Origin of the sequence: Streptococcus mitis, assembly GCF_009496155.1 — a bacterium.
Taxonomy (GTDB): Bacteria; Bacillota; Bacilli; order Lactobacillales; family Streptococcaceae; genus Streptococcus; species Streptococcus mitis_BQ.
Genome location: NZ_WIJP01000002.1, coordinates 116928 through 134740 on the forward strand (window position 1 = coordinate 116928; position 17813 = coordinate 134740).

The following is a 17813-nucleotide window of genomic DNA, read 5'->3' on the forward strand; positions in this document are numbered from 1 at the left end:
CATAAGTTTTCTTTTGTATGCCTTGAATAGTCCCCTATTCAAGGTATATTTTTTTGGAGGTAGTGAGATGAGCGACTCAGAATATATGAAATTAGCAATAAAACTGGCACAAAAAGGGGCTGGTTACGTCAATCCCAATCCTATGGTCGGCGCAGTTATTGTAAAAGATAATCACATTATCGGACAAGGATATCATGAGTTTTTTGGTGGCCCACATGCTGAGAGAAATGCTCTTAAAAACTGTAGAGAATCCCCTGTCGGAGCAACGCTTTATGTAACACTTGAACCCTGTTGTCACTTCGGGAAAACACCACCTTGTATAGACGCTATAATTGATAGTGGTATTACAAGAGTAGTCATTGGAATCCTAGACTGTAATCCTATTGTATCTGGAAAAGGAGTAAAGATACTTGAGGAAAATAATCTTCAAGTTACTGTTGGAGTTTTAGAAAATGAGTGTCTTAACTTAATAAAAAGTTTTAGAAAGTATATTACCCAGCATGTACCCTATGTTTTTATGAAATATGCAATGACAATGGATGGAAAAATAGCCACTAAAACAAATCAATCCAAATGGATTACTGGAGAAGAGGCAAGAAAGCATGTACATCAATTGCGACACCATGTTAGTGCGATTATGGTGGGAGTCAATACTGTTATTCAAGACGATCCTTTGCTGACATGTAGATTGGAGGAAGGGAAAAATCCTATCCGTATCATATGCGATACACATTTACGAACTCCTCTTACCTCTAAAATCGTAAAAACAGCAAATGATATTAAGACTTACATTGCCACTTCCTCGGAAGACAAAAATAAAATGAAGCTATATCAAAATCATGGCTGTGAAATACTTTCCATAAAGAAAAAAGGCGATCATATAGACTTATCAGATTTAATGCAACATCTAGGAAACATACAGATTGATAGCCTACTTCTAGAAGGGGGCAGCCTAATGAATTGGAGTGCTTTGGAACAACAAATTGTTGATGAACTGAAAATATATATTGCACCAAAAATTTTTGGAGGCAGTGCCAAGTTTCCTGTCGGAGGCGAAGGTATTTCTTTGCCAAATGACGCTATTAGCTTGAAACCTTATGCTTTTTCTCAAATAGGAGATGACTATCTCATAGAAAGTGAAGTGATTTATCCATGTTCACAGGAATAATTGAAGAAATCGGAAAAGTTGAAAGAATACAGAAAGACTCTCGTAATTGTAAACTATCAATTAAAGCATCAAAAATATTAACGGATATCCATTTAGGCGATAGTATAGCAGTAAATGGTATCTGTCTTACGGTTACTCATTTCAATCATCAATCCTTTACAGTTGATGTAATGAATGAAACATGGAGTCGAACAGCTCTTACCCTATTAAAACATGGAAGTGAGGTAAATCTAGAAAGAGCCCTATCTGTCAACGGTCGACTTGGAGGTCACGTCGTTACAGGACACATTGATGGTACAGGAACAATCTCATCAATAAAAAAAGATGATAATGCTGTATGGTATCAAATCAACACACAAAAAGAAATTTTAGATTTAATAGTTGAAAAAGGATCTATTACAATTGACGGCATTAGTCTGACTGTCGCTAAAGTCTCCAAAGTAAACTTTTCAGTATCTGTTATCCCTCATACCTTGGAACAAACCATTCTTAAGAGTAAACAAGTCGGGAGTACAGTAAATCTTGAAAATGATATCTTAGGTAAATATGTGCAAAAACTGATGGATAACTCTCCAAAATCAGAAATATCGAAGGAACTATTATATCAAAATGGATTTTAGCAGAAAGGATGATCAGTCAATGGAATATCGAAAAATACAAGAAGCATTAGAAGCATTGCAGAAGGGACGACTTGTTCTTGTTATAGACGACAAGGATAGAGAAAACGAAGGAGACTTAATTTGTTCCGCACAAGCAGCTACAACAGAAAATGTTAATTTCATGGCTACTTATGCCAAAGGATTAATTTGTATGCCTATGAGCGAACGTTTAGCTAATCAATTAATGCTTTCACCTATGGTTGAAAACAATACAGATAATCATAAGACTGCTTTTACAGTTTCAATTGATTATAAAGAAACGACTACAGGTATTTCTGCCGAGGAAAGAGGATTGACCGCACGTATGTGTGTAGCTGAAGATATAAGACCCTCTGATTTTCGCAGACCAGGACACATGTTTCCTTTAATTGCGAAAAACGGTGGTGTTCTAGAAAGAAATGGACACACAGAAGCAACTGTTGATTTATTAAAATTAGCAGGACTAAAAGAGTGTGGTCTATGTTGTGAAATAATGAATCATGATGGCAAAATGATGAGAACAGATGATTTAATTCAGTTCTCGAAGAAACACAACATCCCACTAATTACTATCAAAGAATTACAAGAATATAGAAAAGTATACGATCAGCTGGTAGAACGAGTTTCAACTGTCAATATGCCTACTAGATACGGTAATTTCAAAGCAACTAGCTACATAGATAAACTAAATGGGGAGCATCATCTTGCTCTTATTATGGGAAATATAGAGGATGAAGGCAATGTATTATGTCGGGTCCACTCTGAATGTTTAACAGGAGATGTTTTAGGCTCTTTACGGTGCGATTGTGGACAGCAATTCGATAAAGCTATGAAAATGATTGCTGAGAATGGTTCAGGTGTCTTACTTTACTTGCGACAGGAGGGACGAGGAATTGGACTTATCAATAAATTAAAAGCCTATCATTTACAAGATCAAGGAATGGATACGCTTGATGCCAATCTTGCATTAGGCTTTGAAGGTGATTTAAGAGAATATCATATTGGAGCACAAATGCTTAAAGACCTGGGACTACAGTCACTTCATTTACTGACAAATAATCCTGACAAGGTTGAACAGTTAGAAAAATATGGAATTACCATTTCCAGTAGAATACCAATCGAAATAGAAGCTAATCCTTACGACAGTTTTTATTTAGAAACAAAGAAAAATCGAATGGGTCACATTTTAAATATGGAGGAAAAATAAATGAACACTTATGAAGGTAATTTAGTAGCGAACGATATTAAAATAGGTATTGTTGTAGCGAGATTTAATGAATTTATAACTTCAAAATTATTATCTGGAGCACTAGATAATCTCAAAAGAGAAAATGTAAACGAGAAAGATATTGAGGTAGCCTGGGTTCCAGGAGCTTTTGAAATACCACTGATTGCATCAAAAATGGCAAAAAGTAAAAAATATGATGCAATTATCTGCTTGGGAGCTGTCATTAGAGGTAGTACAAGTCATTATGATTATGTATGTAGCGAGGTATCTAAGGGAATCGCCCAAATCAGTTTAAATAGCGAAATCCCAGTTATGTTTGGTGTGCTAACGACAGATACAATTGAACAAGCCATAGAGCGAGCTGGCACTAAAGCAGGAAATAAGGGTTCTGAGTGTGCACAAGGAGCTATTGAAATGGTCAACCTAATTCGCACATTGGACGCATAGAACAGACTCTACTTTTAAACGAATAAGGAAACTAAGCAAAATCGCAATTTAATACTCTATGAAAGTCATAGGGCAAACTAGGAAGGTAACAGCAAGTATTCAAAACACAGCTTTAAGATTACTGATAAAACTGACGTAGTTTAAAGAGATTTTTGACGATTATTCGGAAAAAGTAAATATTTCTATAATAAAACGCATAGAATCAAGGTTTTTTGTGAACACCTGATTTTATGCGTTTTTCTGATTTTGAAAATTTTTCCCAGACTTTTTGTGCTTTTAATATTTCCCCAATTCACGAAGACTAGTGTGATTTTCCTGAATACGTCGGAACATCTTTTCCATATCCGACTTGGTAAAATGCACTAAAACAGGACGTCCGTGGGGACAGTTGTAGGGATTATCACATTGAGAGAGCTGATAGAGGAGCTGTCTAGCCGAATGATCGTCAATACGATGGTTGGCCTTGATAGACCGTTTGCAAGACATCATGATAGCCAGCTCTGCTCGGTACTTCTTGATAGAAACTTCCTTGGTCAAAAGGAGCATGTCGCACATCTCATAGATGCCTGATTCAATCTCTTCTTCTGCCATCCAAATAGGATGTTCACGTAGGATGAATTGATTTTCCCCGTACTCTGCTAGAAAGACGCCCACTTCCTCCAAATGTGTCATTTTTTCCTTAAGACGAAGGGCATCATCCGCTGGAAATTCAAAGATATAGGGCACTAGGAGTTGCTGTTGACTTTGGTCTACATTGCCAATGCTTTCACGATATTCCTCATACTTGACCCGTTCCTGAGCCGCATGTTGGTCTATGATGTAGAGCCCATCTCGTCCCTGTGCAAAGAGATAAGTCCCGTGCATTTGTCCGAAAAACTCCAACTCTGGGAAGCTGGATGATTCTTCTCGCTCCAGCTTGTCATAAGCCTTATCAAGACTCGCAAGGTCTAACTCTGGATGATCTAGCTGGTCGTAGTTAGCAGGCTTTCTCTCTGCAAAATGCAGTTTTGCTGGCTTGGTCAGCTGATCCAAGGTTTCCTTGGCAAACAGGGTTAAGTCCTGCCCTTCCTCAGTTAATTCAACCTGATAATCAGCCACCTCAGCTTGGCTAGGTCTTGTCGGCTCTGTTTGCTCATAGTAGAGAGTATTTTCTTTGAGTGGGAGAATAGTCTGCTCCACCTTTTGACGATTGCGCACAGTCGATTTGGCAAGATTTTCCAAGGCATCTGGTATCAAGGTTTGCTCCTTAAGACTGTTTGCAATAGCTTCTGAGACCAGGGCCATCAGTTCTCTTTCCTTGGAAATCCGCACCTCTTGCTTGGTTGGATGCACATTGACATCCGCTAGATAGGGGTCGATATGAATGTGAATGACAGCCAGTGGAAAACGGCCTACCATGAGCTTACTGCCATAACCATCAAGAATAGCACGATTGAGTAAAAAGTTCTTGATATAACGACCATTGATGAAGAGGCTGATATAGTTGCGGTTGGCTCTAGTTAACTCAGGCAAGGACACAAAGCCAGAAATTTCGAAATCAAGGTCAGAATTCTCAATTTCAATCATCTTCTTAGCACTGGCTAAACCGTAAATCCCAGCGATAGCTTGGCGCAGTTGACCTGTTCCCGCTGTTCGTGTCATTTCCTTGCCATCACTAATCAAGCTAAAGGAAATCTCAGGGTGGGCCAAGCCTAGACGATTAACAATATCAATGATATGAGATAACTCCGCTTGCTGGCTCTTCATATATTTGAGGCGGGCAGGCGTGTTGAAAAAGAGGTCCTCCACACAAACCTTGGTTCCCACAGGACTAGTCGCTGGGATAATTTCTTCTACTTCTCCCCCACGCGCGACGAGCTTGGTTCCATGACTTGCACCATCCATCGCCGTCAAAAGAGTCAAAACACTAACAGACGCGATAGAAGGAAGGGCTTCACCACGAAAACCAAGCGTCCGAATCCGAAAGAGATCTGCCTGATTTTTTATCTTACTGGTCGCATGACGACGCAGGGCTAATTCCACCTCATCGTGGGCAATTCCATGACCATTATCTGTGATTTGAATCTTCTTGAGACCAGCTTCCTCAATCTCAATGATAATCTGGCTAGAGCCAGCGTCAATAGCATTTTCTACCAACTCTTTGACCACACTGGCAGGACGTTCGATAACCTCTCCTGCCGCGATCTGGTTTGCCAGCACCTCTGGCAATTCAATAATATGAGACATCTTTCAGCTCCTTTCCGTATCTATTTTCCTAGAAATTGATTAGTGCTATTATACCATATTTCAGATAGGACCGAAAAAGCAAGCACCACATAGGAGCCAAATCCCTCCACATAGACAAAGTCCCTTGCCAGGGGGAATAAAATAGTGGTATACTCAATAAAAATCAAAGAGCAAACTAGAAAGCTAGGCGAGGGGAGAAAGTCTTTGAGCGGACTTCAATTGTTGCAGGACAAGTAGACGGAGAGTTTATAGCTCCCATGATTTACAAGGAGAGCATGACGAGTAACTTCTTTGTGGAATGGTTCAAAACGCAATTCCTGCCTGCTTTAAAGACATCTCATGTCATTATCATGGACAATGCTAGCTTTCATCCCAAGAACATTTTGGATGAACTTTGCATTCAAGATAAACACTTTTTCTTACCTCTACCACCTTATTCACTGGATTTGAATCCTATTGAGCAAGCTTGGACTATCTTGAAAAAGAAAGTGACGGATTTATTAAGGGAAGTTCCCAATATCTTTGAATCATTAGAGTGTTTTTTTAAAAACTAAATAACTATTGATATGATAAAATTAACAGATATATGATTGAAATAAACAAAGAGTCTAGGACAAAAGTCTAACCTTAAATCATGACCACCCGTCTAACGGGTGATTATGATTTATATTACATTTTCAATTTTTATTTAATTTTAAAATGTTATAAACCAAAAAATATCTCATATAGACTAACAAAATGTGCGAAATGACTATTAGATATATCGTTCAAAAAATGTACGAATTCTCCATCTAAAAATCCTCCTGAGCAAACAGAATTAATACTATTTCTTATTGCTACTAAAGTTAAATTTTGAGCTATATGTCCAGCTTCAAGATTCATAAAGCGATACCCCCTATCCTGATATTTATAACAAATCAGACTTGGATTTCCAATAAAATGGATAGAGAATGCACAAGAATTAAAAAAATGTTCATTTAATGTAATTAAACCTGGATCTAAATAATCTGAAAGCAATATCGGAATTAACGTATTGTTCATTGGCAGATACTCATAAATCCCCTTCTCCAACGATTCTACATCATTTACAACAATAATTAAAGATATTGGATAGGTTCCGCCAGCAGATGGAACTGTATAGACTCCACAAATAGAAGGTCCATATCCATAAAATAACACATTAGAAAAGTCCTTGAATGAAATTGTCCCACAAGTGAATTCCCGACAACTTCGCCTATTTAGTAACGCTGTATAAAAAGTATCAGTGTCTTCTTTAATTTCGTTATTGAGAGTAATTCCAATTGATGATTTTGAAAAAGATGAATTGCTGTAAATATTATCCATAAACGCTTTATTATCAAAAGCATTAGCAATATTTTCTTCAAAAATGTGATAGTTAGCACGATCTAAGGAAGTCATATTGTGAAATTTTTCAAAAATCACTTGACCATCCTCTGCGTTAATACATCTTTCACTGTAAGACATTTTATAATTCCCCATATCTAATTTTTTTAAATTCTTTAGAATTTAGATTATAAGTTAGCATCCTTGAATAAGAATAACTATTATAATTTTGTTTTGTTACTATGAAATAAATTTCATTTATTATAAAAGCGACTGGAATTCTATAATAAGTATCATCTTTGCTACTATAGCAATAAGTACTTCGACTTTCTTCTTGATTTAAATATAGTTTCAATTTACTCAAATCTTCTTCACCAAATACCTGTGGTCCAATAGAAAAATACTTGGAATTCAATACCACAGGAAGTAAAACACTATGTTGATTCATGTGATTTTTTATCTCTTCCAGCTTATCTGCGAACACAGTATTATCCCACCTCTCCATAATCACCAAAATAATATCTGCTGATGAAATATTATCCGGAATTTCATGATAACTCTCGAAATAATTTGTCAAAAAATCGTTTTTAGAATTACTTTCCAAATTCTTTTTAATCATACTTGAAATCATTTTAGATGAATAGTTAATACATATCAAACAAATTCTATTATCTTTTGGAAAATCTACAAGGTAAGAATTATCTTTTACGAATATTTCTTTTTCTAAAAGTAACTCGATAATTTCATTAAATTCATATATATCAAACTGCTCTCCATACTTTTTGGAAAATAATTGAGTAAATTCATAAATTGTTTTTGAGGAAAAGAAATATTCTATATTACTTAGTAAATATTTTTCTATTTTATCACCAGTTAGATGATATAATTTGCTATATATTTTCAAATAAAGATTCTTTTTATCTAATGAAACTATTTTTACTGCTGGACTTAAATAAATTTTTTCATCCATAAACTTATCCTCTCTATGGAAATGGAATGAAATTTATATCCCTATTTAATTTCATTCCTGTTTTATTCTCTACGTTACTATAGATTTCCTCAGAATAGTCCGAAATTCGAAGAGAAGGGAACCAATTTTCTGAATAAATTTTTGTAATCTTCGAACAATAATTTCTGTAAAATACATTTTGAAAAGAAAATGGGGTACATAATTTTAATTCCATATCATATTTTTGATACAATTCATTTATTACTTTGCTTCTTGTAAAACATCCCTGTATATCAAATATGTCCGAAGCAGAGACTAAGCTACCTTCCTCTAGATAAGAATATGCCTCAATAATATCCTCAACTGGCAACTTATCAAAAACATGAATATAGTCAACTTTATCTATATTTCCTTGAGAAACTGAACCATGTAATTTGTTTAATGGATATAATTCTCTAAATAGACTTTTAAAAGCTTCTTCTATTGAATATCCTGCTCCAATGCCTATATCAATGGAATTAGATCCAGTAGATCCTATCCCCAAAATTACTCTATAGCAGTCAATAATAGAAATTTCATAAAATTTTAAATGAGTAAGATCAAAAGGAATTATTTTTGATAGATATTTATCTTTTTTTATTTGATATTTAACTGTTTTAGAGAGATAGCTAATAATAAAAGATTGACGTTCTATAAACTCTTTCAACGAATTCTCAATAGATAATTCAGACGAAACATGTGTAGCAAGTCCACAAGTGTCCAAAAAATAGATTATATTTTTTGAGTTTATCTTTTCACAGCCCAATTCATCTGTGGTCAAATTTAAAAAATTAACCATATATTGTGGCCTATTGATAAAATTAATTAGAGCTTGCCTTTCAAATGCCTCGCCAATGGAAGCTTGCATTGATTTACAAAAGCTCATATCTGTGGATGATCCATTACTACTAATCGAATCATAGTTTAACGAAACCCAATTACTACACCTATAACCTTCCAGAAATTTAGGAACATCTAAATTATAGGTATAACCGTAATTTATTTCTACTACCATAATTTTTCTCCTTAATACCTATAAAACAATACAGTCTGGGGTGTTTATTATACTATTAATTCCGATTTTTTTAACAATATCCACTTCTACACACTTCATCAAATTTTCTTTAATTGGTAAGCACTTAATCAGCGAGCTAGAGTAAACGCTAACTACTGCTGTAAATTTATTTCTAGATAATATAGCTATATTTAAATCAGAAATCATTTCATTTATTGATAAATTTAAATCACTTGATACTTTTTTTAGTTTAGAAGAGATTATTTTATTTTCAAAATGGCATATTTTCTTATAAATTATATTTTGCTCTTCTTGCGTCAATGGAAAATTACTGTATAACTTATAAGAATTTAATACTCGAAGTATTTTCATTTCCTGAATAGCTCCTTCTAGTGCACATTTATAATTTTCATTACAACAAATCCCAGTTGAAACAACCTGACCATCTTTAAAAAGTATCCCAATAACTGTAAACCAAGATGATAGTATCCCGATTTTAAATAAGAAAATTTCATAATTAGCTAAAAGATTTTCCCCAATTAAACTTTTTACTTTAGAATCATTTATATCAATCTTCTCTCCTAAATTTAGATACCAGAAAAAGATTAATTCATTTTTTTCTATCAATTCGGCAATGGCTTTTTTTACTGAATTACTTGAACTAAACGGATTAGAAGAAGTTCCAGTCGTGTCGCAATATCCTGTAATGAAGTTTTTGCCATAGCTTAGATGGCCTCTCTCCAAAATATTAATTCTTCCACTAAGTAAGTCAAAACATTTTATATTTTCTGTGCTTTGATAATTGCTAGCCAAAGCACTACGTTCTAGATATTCACTATATAATTTTAAGAATGCCTCTTTTTGCATTATACTACAAGAAGAAGACACACTGGGAAACTCTATGCTATTCATTTGTATAACAGAAACTGATCCTACATTGACAGTCGGAATCCCCAGAAAAAATTGATTAGAAGTATTTAAATAATCTGAAAAGTTTCTAAAAATCATAAATTTACTCCCACAGCATCTAAGACTACGATTCGATTTATATTCAATTTAGCATAGTGCGCAAGTACATTATAATTTATGCTTAATTCGGATACAATCAGATTTTGCTTCAAGATTGCTCTAATCTCACCCGCTTCTTTTAAACTTTCAAACATAGCATTTCTTCCAAGTGCACTGAGTAAATTTAAATCTACAAACGAAATGTAGATATATCTGTGCTCTTCAAATATTCCCTTAATTTTATCTGAAGAAAAGAAAACGGAACCTATCTTATGTATACGATTATGAGAAATATGATAACTAATCAACTCTGAATTTCTTACTTCTAGTAATTGATGTTCAATACAGATACTATAAACTTCTCTATCCATCAATTCATTAAAAAACAAAATCAATCTCTTATTAAAACAAGTAGGAGATATTACTTCAAATTGTTCTTCAGAACTATAGCCGTAGTTTATATTATCTACCGTTTTCTTCTCATCAAGTAACTTCAATACTTCCTTTCTTTTTATTGAAACAGAATTATTATCTACAAAACATGCCTGAAACTGAAAATTTTTTTTGAAATAATTTACCAAATCTACCATCTAACCTCACCAAATTAAAAATTTATTCAAAACAATCACAAAGTTCCCAGTGAATTGCACAATCATAGCTTATTCCCGTCTCCTCATTTACTTGTACTATCCTTGATGATAATTCATTTAGATCTGTCTTTTCTATTTTGAATAATTCTGACAAAATTTCTAATGTCAAAACACTTGTCAAGGGGAGAGTGGGAGAATATTTTACCTTATTATTGTATAACAAATCAATCACCGTTTGGAAAGTGACGGTTCCTGTCGCCCTGCTATAAGATCTCAAACTAGCTTCTAAATGCGCAAAGAAGCATTTTGGACATGGATTATACCATGTCTTTTTATATATATTCGTCAAATATAAAGAATTATTATACGAGAAAACAAATGCACACATTACATCTTTCTCAGACATTATATTGACAATTTTCAAAAAATCACTATAGTCAAAGGGAAGCAAAGAAATAATAAATAATGATTCATCTACTCCAGAAATATTTTTCAGGTACTCTAAGAAATTACTTGAAGAACCTATTATTCTATTTTCAACAATATATGAAGAAGAATTCTTATTATTGTATTCGGCACTCAAAATAAAATCTTCGTTATTCGATAGAATCCTAATCTTTTTAAAACGCTCTTTATTTATTTCTTTATATATTAAACTTGAATCCATTAGATATTCTACAATAGAAGCTGTATCACTTCCAAAAAACTCTTCTAAGAATGATTGAGATATACATAATCTATTATCTTTATCTAGCTGCTTAAAAAAGCTAATTATTTTTTTATCCTTAATAATTGTAATACCTTTACAATTTTGGACCACAAGATATTTTTTAAAATCAGTTATTACAAATTGATAAATATTGTATTGCATTTTTACTCCTTTAACATCTAGTCGATATAAATAATTTCTTTTTCATGTTCGGGAATAAAATCATGTGAAACTATTATAACAATCTTATTTTTAGATATTTCATTCAGAATATCAAGCACTTTTAAATACATATTTGTAGATATATTTGAGAAAGGTTCATCTAAAATTATAACGTCCGAATTTGGTTTGCTTAATGTAAGAATAAGATTAAGTAATTGAAATTCACCGCCCGAAAAGGAATCTATTTTCCGATTTAAAACATTTTTTTCGTCATTTCCAAAGAATAATTTCCATATCTGATTTGCGACAGAATTGGACTGCATTACATAATCCTCGAAGCTTTCATAAGTAGATAAAAATTCAACAACCGTTAAATCTTGAGGTATACTGTTTTGTGACATAAATGAAATACAGCATTCTCTCAAACTTTTTAAATTAATTTTTTCTAACAAGATATTGTTAATTTTTATTGTTCCCGAATAATAATTTTTTGAAGCTCCCACTAAAGTTCTGATTAAGCTTGTTTTTCCTACTCCATTTTTACCTTTTAAAATAAATAACTTGCCTTTTACGAAAGTTTTAGTTATGCTATTATTATACATACATAGATTTTTGTTTATAGATTTCAAATTGACATCTATAAACTCTATTCGTTCGATATTTAGAATCGTATCATCTCCATATTTAGCATCAGTCATTTCTAAAATTTCATTTATTCTTTCAAGTGCGCCTTTGCATTCTTCTAACTGAACGGCAATATCAAAAAAATCATCTAAACATGTCACAAATGTATTAAAATACTGAACAGTAGCAGTGAACATCCCTAATGACATTTTCTTATTCACCACCTCTATACCTCCAAACCAGAAAAATATAACTTGAAAAATAAATGTTATAAATATTTGCAACATTGAAATAATATATCTTAGAGAAAAATTAGAGCGTACAGCATGTAACATTGAATTAAATTTAGTATCCAACCTCTCAATCTCTATTTTTTCCATACTTTGAATTATTATGTTGTCTAGTCTTTGAAATAGACTAATCTTTTGAGAATAGAAAATGCTATTCTCCTCCCTAATTAATAGAAACATTGAGTGAAGAGATCTCCTACACAAAAAATAAATCAACATGTAAATTACAACTAAAAATATAAAAAAAATAAATACTTTTTTTTCTATAGTGTATAAAACAATGGATATTGATAAGAGTGTCACACTTGATTGAATAACAGATGGGATTTTTAGAAAAATAAAATTAACTATTGTATCAATATCAGTATTTAGTCTGCTGTTTAAGTAATTGCCATCAAACTTACTAATCGACTTCATATCCTTTAAATATATTTTATTCAAAATATACTTATAAAGACTATACTTTATATCTGTTATTTTTATATACTCGATTTTGGCTATAAAATATGATATCAGTACCTTTAGTAAAAAGAATATAATTGCTAGGCTACCCAAAAATAGAAAATATCTATCAATTGTTCCGTAGACTAAACTATTTATTAATAATGCCTCTAATAAAGGTGTTAGAATACTTATTAGGGCTACCACTACATTAAATATAACTTGTAAAATAAATATTTTTTTATTTTTTGCTATTTCAGAAATAATATCATTTGTTTTCATACAATATCAAATTTTTCTTATCTAATAAAAGAAGGTATCAATTGATACCTTGATGATAGAGGGATACCCGACCTATATTATTTTAGAGTTTTATTAACTCGATATTTTCATACAAATTTGCTAGGTCATCTGCTCCACCGGAACAAAAACCCATACAGCTTGAGGCACACTGTGAAGTACATAGCGAAGCACATTGACTACCACAATTCGAAGCACATTGTGAAGCACACTGAGATTTACAAAGACTAAAACAAAAGATACTCCTAGTAGCCTCACCGCCTGAATATTGTGTTGAACTACTACTAATACCATATTTAGAAGAACGTAAGTTATTATCTCCCAAAGAATATACAGACATAATCGTTTTTGACATATTTTCCTCCTTATATAGTTTTTAACGGATTTCAAACCCTCTATCATTCCTATCAACTACCAACAATTCAACATACATTCAAGTGTGCAGAATACCACTCCCACTTCTTGTTAACATTAAATACTGTCAAATTATGACCAATTTTAAAACAATCTCAGTAGATGCTTTTAAAAAATTTGCAGGGCCTGGATCAATCCCTCTAGCTATCTTATGAACTTGAGGTGTTCTCGCAATTCCTAACAGAATTAAGCCAATAACTAATACAGCAACTATTTTCTTAAACAAACTTCTCATAATACCTCTCCTTTGGTTTTCTTGCATTCATCTTATCACTTCAAAATTAGCTTGTCAAGTATTTTTATAACATCTTTTAATCTTTTTTTATTTGATGTTTTTTTGTATCTAGAGTGAATCTAAAAAACGATGCTCACTTGAACATCGTATTCATTATTCTGTTATATCTGCAATGTAATGCTCAACTTTCAAAGCCATTGATATGTTTTCCTCTAATTTATAAAGGAAATGAGCTGTCTCAAAATATTCTTTCACTGAACTTTTAGAAGAAAAATTTTCACTTACGTTTCCCATCAATAAGTACAAATCAGCCAAAAGATAATTCGTTCTGTAAGCCTTACATTGTTTTATAGTAGCTGTAATTTTAGTAATAGCTTCTTCAATATTTTTCTGTAACCATAGGTAACGACAAACGTTGTAGTTGAACTTAATAGATAACTCTAACTCTTCGATTGTACTCAAATTGAGTTGATTTACTTGATACTCTAGTTTTTCACGAATTTTATTGAAACGACCTAAATCTCCAATATCATAATAAAAATTGAATAAAGTGTTTGAAACCTGGAGATAGTTCCTGTCCGAGACACTTAACTGTGACAAGACCTTCTCCAACCTTACAGTTGCTTCTTCTTGTTGCTCATAAAAATAAAAATCTATCAGAGATTTTATCCATTCCATATAAAATTTATCTGCTAGAGATAGGCGGTGAGCTTTTACATTCTCCAATTCATATATATATTTCAAAGACTCATAATTGCGATTTGTAATAAATGTCTGTGCTAATTTCTTAAATTCTGATAACTCCTCAACTTTCTCTACAACCTGCTCATCAAAAAAATAATCCATACTGACTTTTAACTTCTTAGCAAGGGCATGCAGGAAATCCGCTCCAGGGGTAAACTCTCCGCTCTCTAATCGACTGATTTGCCCCTGTTTACAGATACCTTCAGCTAGTTCTCGCTGAGACATTTTTAATTCTTTCCGTCTATTTTTTAATCTTGTTGCTAATAGTGTACCCACGTTTGCATTTTCCTCTTCTATTTGATTTCAGTTTTAATTGTAACATGATTAAATCTAAAATTCAAATCAATGATTCGAAAGATACAAATTGTAAATAAAATCTATTTTTGTAATTCATCGTCAACTTATTTACTTTCCATTTCTTCATTCAAACGCTTTATAAACTCATCCAACTTCAACGCCACTTTTCATACCTATCACTTTCAATTCCAACTGTTCCCCTAGTTCTTTCAGCCCCTTTCCGTATCTATTTTCCTAGAAATTCATTAGTGCTATTATACCATATTTCAGACAGGACAGAAAAGTAAGCGCCACATAGGAACCAAATCCCTCCACATAGACAAAGTCCCTTGCCAGGTGTCGTAAAATAGTGTTTAATAAAAATATACAGGAAGTGATCACAACCTTGTATAACTAAAAAGGAGAGAAATTTATGAAAGTAGAACTACAGATTAGTGAGACTTACAAGGAGGAAAAACTGATTGTCCAATCACCTCATCCGACAGATAAAGTCCAGAAAGTCATCAAGTTCGCAGAAAATCTGGACCAAAGAGAAAAAATCAAAGGGAAGATCGATGATCAGGTCTATCTAGTTGAGATTGGCAAGATTCAACGCTTCTATATCGAGAATCGGAAGGTTCTAGCAGAAACGGCGAGTCAGTCCTACAACATTGATTTACGACTCTATCAGGTACTTGAACTCTTGCCAACCAATTTTATCCAAATTTCCCAATCAGAAATCATCAATATCGATTCCATCTCTCATCTCAAGCTCACCCCCAACGGCCTAGTAGAAATTTTCTTGAAAAACGAAAGCTTCACCTACTCTTCACGCCGTTACCTAAAAACCATCAAGGAGAAATTAGAACTATGAAAAAACAAGTATTTCACGATGCTGCTGCTGGTGTCCTCATCGGTCTCATCCTCTCTATCATCTTTTCACTCATTTATGCACCAAATACCTACGCTCCACTTAGTCCCGACTCCCTCATCGGCCAAGTGATGGCTCAACATCAGGTTCACGGTGCCCTGGTCTTGCTCTACTGTACTCTTATCTGGGCAGCCATCGGTATTCTCTTCAACTTTGGTAAACGATTATTCAGCCGTGACTGGAGCTTGCTCCGTGCAACTCTGACTCATTTCTTCCTTATGCTGGCTGGCTTTGTCCCACTAGCGACCCTAGCAGGTTGGTTCCCCTTCCACTGGAATTTCTACCTCCAGCTTATTATCGAGTTTGCGATTGTTTACCTCATCATTTGGACCATTTCCTATAAAAGAACATCAAAAAAAGTAAACCATATCAATCAACTCTTGGAGCATAGACAATAGGAACCTCATAATAAGCAAATCCGAGAAAGAAACTTCTCGGTTTTTCTTTCCCCTACTGTACCTTGCTATCATAGTAGTTATTTTCAGATTTTCTTTGTAAATTTTCTATCTTTTTTCAAAATAATCTTGCATTTTCTCAAAGTTTTTTGTAGAATATAGATTATATATCCAGATTATTCTGAAAATTCAAAAAGGAGTATCTATCATGTCACAAGCTATTTCGTTAAATCAATCCACCTGGGCAAGTAAACTAAAAGCAATGGGACCGGGAATCCTAATGGCTTCTGCCGCTGTTGGAGGTTCCCATATTGTATCCTCAACTCAAGCTGGCGGTTCTTACGGTTGGTCTCTACTTCTCTTGGTCATCTTAGCCAATGTCTTTAAATATCCATTTTTCCGTTTTGGTGCTGAATACACAGCTGATACTGGAAAGACTTTGGTTGAAGGTTATGCCGAAAAAGGAAAACTCTATCTCTGGATTTTCTTTATTCTCAATGTCTTTTCGGCTATGGTCAACACAGCTGGTGTTGCTATTCTGTGCTCAGCTATCATCGCCAGTGCCTTCCCAATGATTGGACTTAGCATCACTCAATGGTCCCTCATTCTCGTTGCAATCATTTGGGCTATGTTACTCTTTGGAGGCTACAAACTCTTAGACGGCATGGCAAAATGGATAATGTCTGCTTTGACCATTGCAACTGTTCTTGCAGTTATCATCGCAGCGGTCAAACATCCAGAATACAGTTCTAATTTTGTCGAGAAAACACCTTGGCAAATGGCAGCTCTTCCCTTCATCGTTTCCCTCTTAGGGTGGATGCCAGCTCCTATTGAAATTTCAGCTATCAACTCACTTTGGTCTGCTGAAAAGAAAAAGACCGTCAACTTTAATACAGAGGACGCTCTATTTGACTTTAACGTTGGTTACATTGGAACAGCTATCCTAGCTGTGTTCTTTGTAGCACTGGGAGCATTGATTCAATATCCTACAGGGCAAGCAGTTGAAGCTGCTTCAGCCAAATACATCTCTCAATTCGTGGGCATGTATGCCTCTGTTCTTGGCGAATGGTCCCGTTACTTGATTACCTTTATTGCCTTCCTGTGTATCTTTGGAACAGTTATCACTGTTATTGATGGCTATTCTCGTGTCAATCAGGAATCTCTCCGACTGCTAATCAGTCAAAAAGAAGACAATCGTAAATCTTTGAACATCTGGATGACCATCACTGCTATCATCGGTATTGTCATTATCAAGTTCTTCGCTGGTCAGGTTTCAACCATGCTCCGCTTTGCTATGATTGGTTCTTTCCTGACAACACCATTCTTCGCTCTTTTAAACTACGCCTTGGTAACGCGTGAAAACAAAAATCTTCCTTCTTGGCTCAAACACCTTGCCATTGCAGGATTGATTTTCCTCTTTGGCTTCGCCATCTTCTTTATCTACGCACTCGCAATCGGAAAAGCAGGATAATGGCTTGCTACCCCTACCTTCTAAAAAATCACAGTATAACTCAAACCATAATAAAAGAGGTTGAGCAAAAAGTCGACTTCAGGGGAAAATGAAGTAAATCTCCCCACAATAAAACGCATAATACCAAGTTTTCCCAAGACCTGATACTATGCGTTTTTCTGATTTCAAA

18 protein-coding genes and 1 pseudogene are annotated in these 17813 nt (G+C 34.0%); 8 read left to right on the plus strand and 11 right to left on the minus strand.

Features of this window, described 5'->3' with window-relative positions; genetic code table 11:
• Positions 1–67 precede the first annotated feature (67 nt).
• The 4 genes from ribD to ribE (GEZ84_RS01720) are packed head-to-tail and all read left to right on the plus strand — an operon-like array spanning position 68 to position 3481.
• Positions 68–1168 (plus strand): bifunctional diaminohydroxyphosphoribosylaminopyrimidine deaminase/5-amino-6-(5-phosphoribosylamino)uracil reductase RibD, encoded by a 1101-nt coding sequence (ribD, locus tag GEZ84_RS01705; protein ID WP_153223096.1) that lies wholly within the window; start codon positions 68–70, stop codon positions 1166–1168.
• Positions 1153–1788, plus strand: coding sequence for a riboflavin synthase (ribE, locus tag GEZ84_RS01710; protein ID WP_153223098.1), 636 nt, complete (start codon positions 1153–1155; stop codon positions 1786–1788). The genes ribD and ribE (GEZ84_RS01710) overlap by 16 nt, the downstream gene beginning before the upstream one ends.
• Positions 1789–1807: 19 nt before the next feature.
• On the plus strand, positions 1808–3013 hold the full coding sequence (locus tag GEZ84_RS01715) for a bifunctional 3,4-dihydroxy-2-butanone-4-phosphate synthase/GTP cyclohydrolase II (RefSeq protein WP_153223099.1): 1206 nt from the start codon (positions 1808–1810) through the stop codon (positions 3011–3013).
• Complete coding sequence (gene ribE / locus GEZ84_RS01720; RefSeq protein WP_001099498.1) at positions 3014–3481, plus strand: 6,7-dimethyl-8-ribityllumazine synthase; 468 nt, start codon at positions 3014–3016, stop codon at positions 3479–3481.
• 276 nt (positions 3482–3757) lie between these two features.
• Here the strand turns inward: ribE (GEZ84_RS01720) and mutL are convergent, their stop codons facing one another.
• A complete protein-coding gene (gene mutL, locus GEZ84_RS01725) occupies positions 3758–5707 on the minus strand; it encodes a DNA mismatch repair endonuclease MutL (RefSeq protein WP_153223101.1) in 1950 nt (649 codons plus the stop codon).
• 179 nt (positions 5708–5886) lie between these two features.
• Between mutL and GEZ84_RS01735 the strand changes: the two are divergent.
• Positions 5887–6261, plus strand: a pseudogene (locus GEZ84_RS01735) (transposase); the annotation flags it as partial.
• 148 nt (positions 6262–6409) lie between these two features.
• Here GEZ84_RS01735 and GEZ84_RS01740 read toward each other — a convergent pair.
• The 10 genes from GEZ84_RS01740 to GEZ84_RS01780 form a co-directional block, all read right to left on the minus strand.
• On the minus strand, positions 6410–7192 hold the full coding sequence (locus tag GEZ84_RS01740) for a SagB/ThcOx family dehydrogenase (RefSeq protein ID WP_194252004.1): 783 nt from the start codon (positions 7190–7192) through the stop codon (positions 6410–6412).
• A gap of 1 nt (position 7193) precedes the next feature.
• The gene (locus GEZ84_RS01745; protein WP_153223107.1) at positions 7194–8021 is read right to left on the minus strand and encodes a hypothetical protein; all 828 of its coding nucleotides are present in this window, start codon (positions 8019–8021) and stop codon (positions 7194–7196) included.
• 13 nt (positions 8022–8034) lie between these two features.
• The gene (locus tag GEZ84_RS01750) at positions 8035–9054 is read right to left on the minus strand and encodes a hypothetical protein (RefSeq protein ID WP_153223109.1); all 1020 of its coding nucleotides are present in this window, start codon (positions 9052–9054) and stop codon (positions 8035–8037) included.
• 18 nt (positions 9055–9072) lie between these two features.
• Entirely contained in the window at positions 9073–10062 is a 990-nt protein-coding gene (locus GEZ84_RS01755) for a hypothetical protein (protein WP_153223111.1), read from the minus strand.
• Entirely contained in the window at positions 10059–10652 is a 594-nt protein-coding gene (locus GEZ84_RS01760; protein ID WP_153223112.1) for a hypothetical protein, read from the minus strand. Before GEZ84_RS01760 ends, GEZ84_RS01755 begins: the two co-directional genes overlap by 4 nt.
• A 22-nt stretch (positions 10653–10674) precedes the next feature.
• On the minus strand, positions 10675–11523 hold the full coding sequence (locus tag GEZ84_RS01765; RefSeq protein WP_153223114.1) for an McbB family protein: 849 nt from the start codon (positions 11521–11523) through the stop codon (positions 10675–10677).
• A gap of 17 nt (positions 11524–11540) precedes the next feature.
• Positions 11541–13160: an ABC transporter transmembrane domain-containing protein gene (locus GEZ84_RS01770; protein WP_153223116.1), complete on the minus strand. Its 1620-nt coding sequence runs from the start codon at positions 13158–13160 to the stop codon at positions 11541–11543.
• Positions 13161–13242: 82 nt separating this feature from the next.
• Entirely contained in the window at positions 13243–13533 is a 291-nt protein-coding gene (locus tag GEZ84_RS01775) for a hypothetical protein (RefSeq protein WP_153223118.1), read from the minus strand.
• 126 nt (positions 13534–13659) lie between these two features.
• The gene (locus GEZ84_RS10660) at positions 13660–13827 is read right to left on the minus strand and encodes a hypothetical protein (protein ID WP_191973231.1); all 168 of its coding nucleotides are present in this window, start codon (positions 13825–13827) and stop codon (positions 13660–13662) included.
• A 153-nt stretch (positions 13828–13980) separates the two neighbouring features.
• Positions 13981–14847, minus strand: a complete 867-nt coding sequence (locus tag GEZ84_RS01780) for a helix-turn-helix transcriptional regulator (RefSeq protein WP_319946403.1) — start codon at positions 14845–14847, stop codon at positions 13981–13983.
• Between the two features lie 433 nt (positions 14848–15280).
• On the opposite strand from GEZ84_RS01780, the gene GEZ84_RS01790 reads away from it, so the two are divergent.
• From GEZ84_RS01790 to GEZ84_RS01800, 3 genes are all read left to right on the plus strand, one after another.
• Positions 15281–15721: a LytTR family DNA-binding domain-containing protein gene (locus GEZ84_RS01790; protein WP_153223119.1), complete on the plus strand. Its 441-nt coding sequence runs from the start codon at positions 15281–15283 to the stop codon at positions 15719–15721.
• The gene (locus tag GEZ84_RS01795) at positions 15718–16176 is read left to right on the plus strand and encodes a DUF3021 domain-containing protein (protein WP_153223120.1); all 459 of its coding nucleotides are present in this window, start codon (positions 15718–15720) and stop codon (positions 16174–16176) included. The genes GEZ84_RS01790 and GEZ84_RS01795 overlap by 4 nt, the downstream gene beginning before the upstream one ends.
• A 205-nt stretch (positions 16177–16381) precedes the next feature.
• Positions 16382–17644, plus strand: a complete 1263-nt coding sequence (locus GEZ84_RS01800) for an NRAMP family divalent metal transporter (protein ID WP_153223121.1) — start codon at positions 16382–16384, stop codon at positions 17642–17644.
• Positions 17645–17813: the final 169 nt, after the last annotated feature.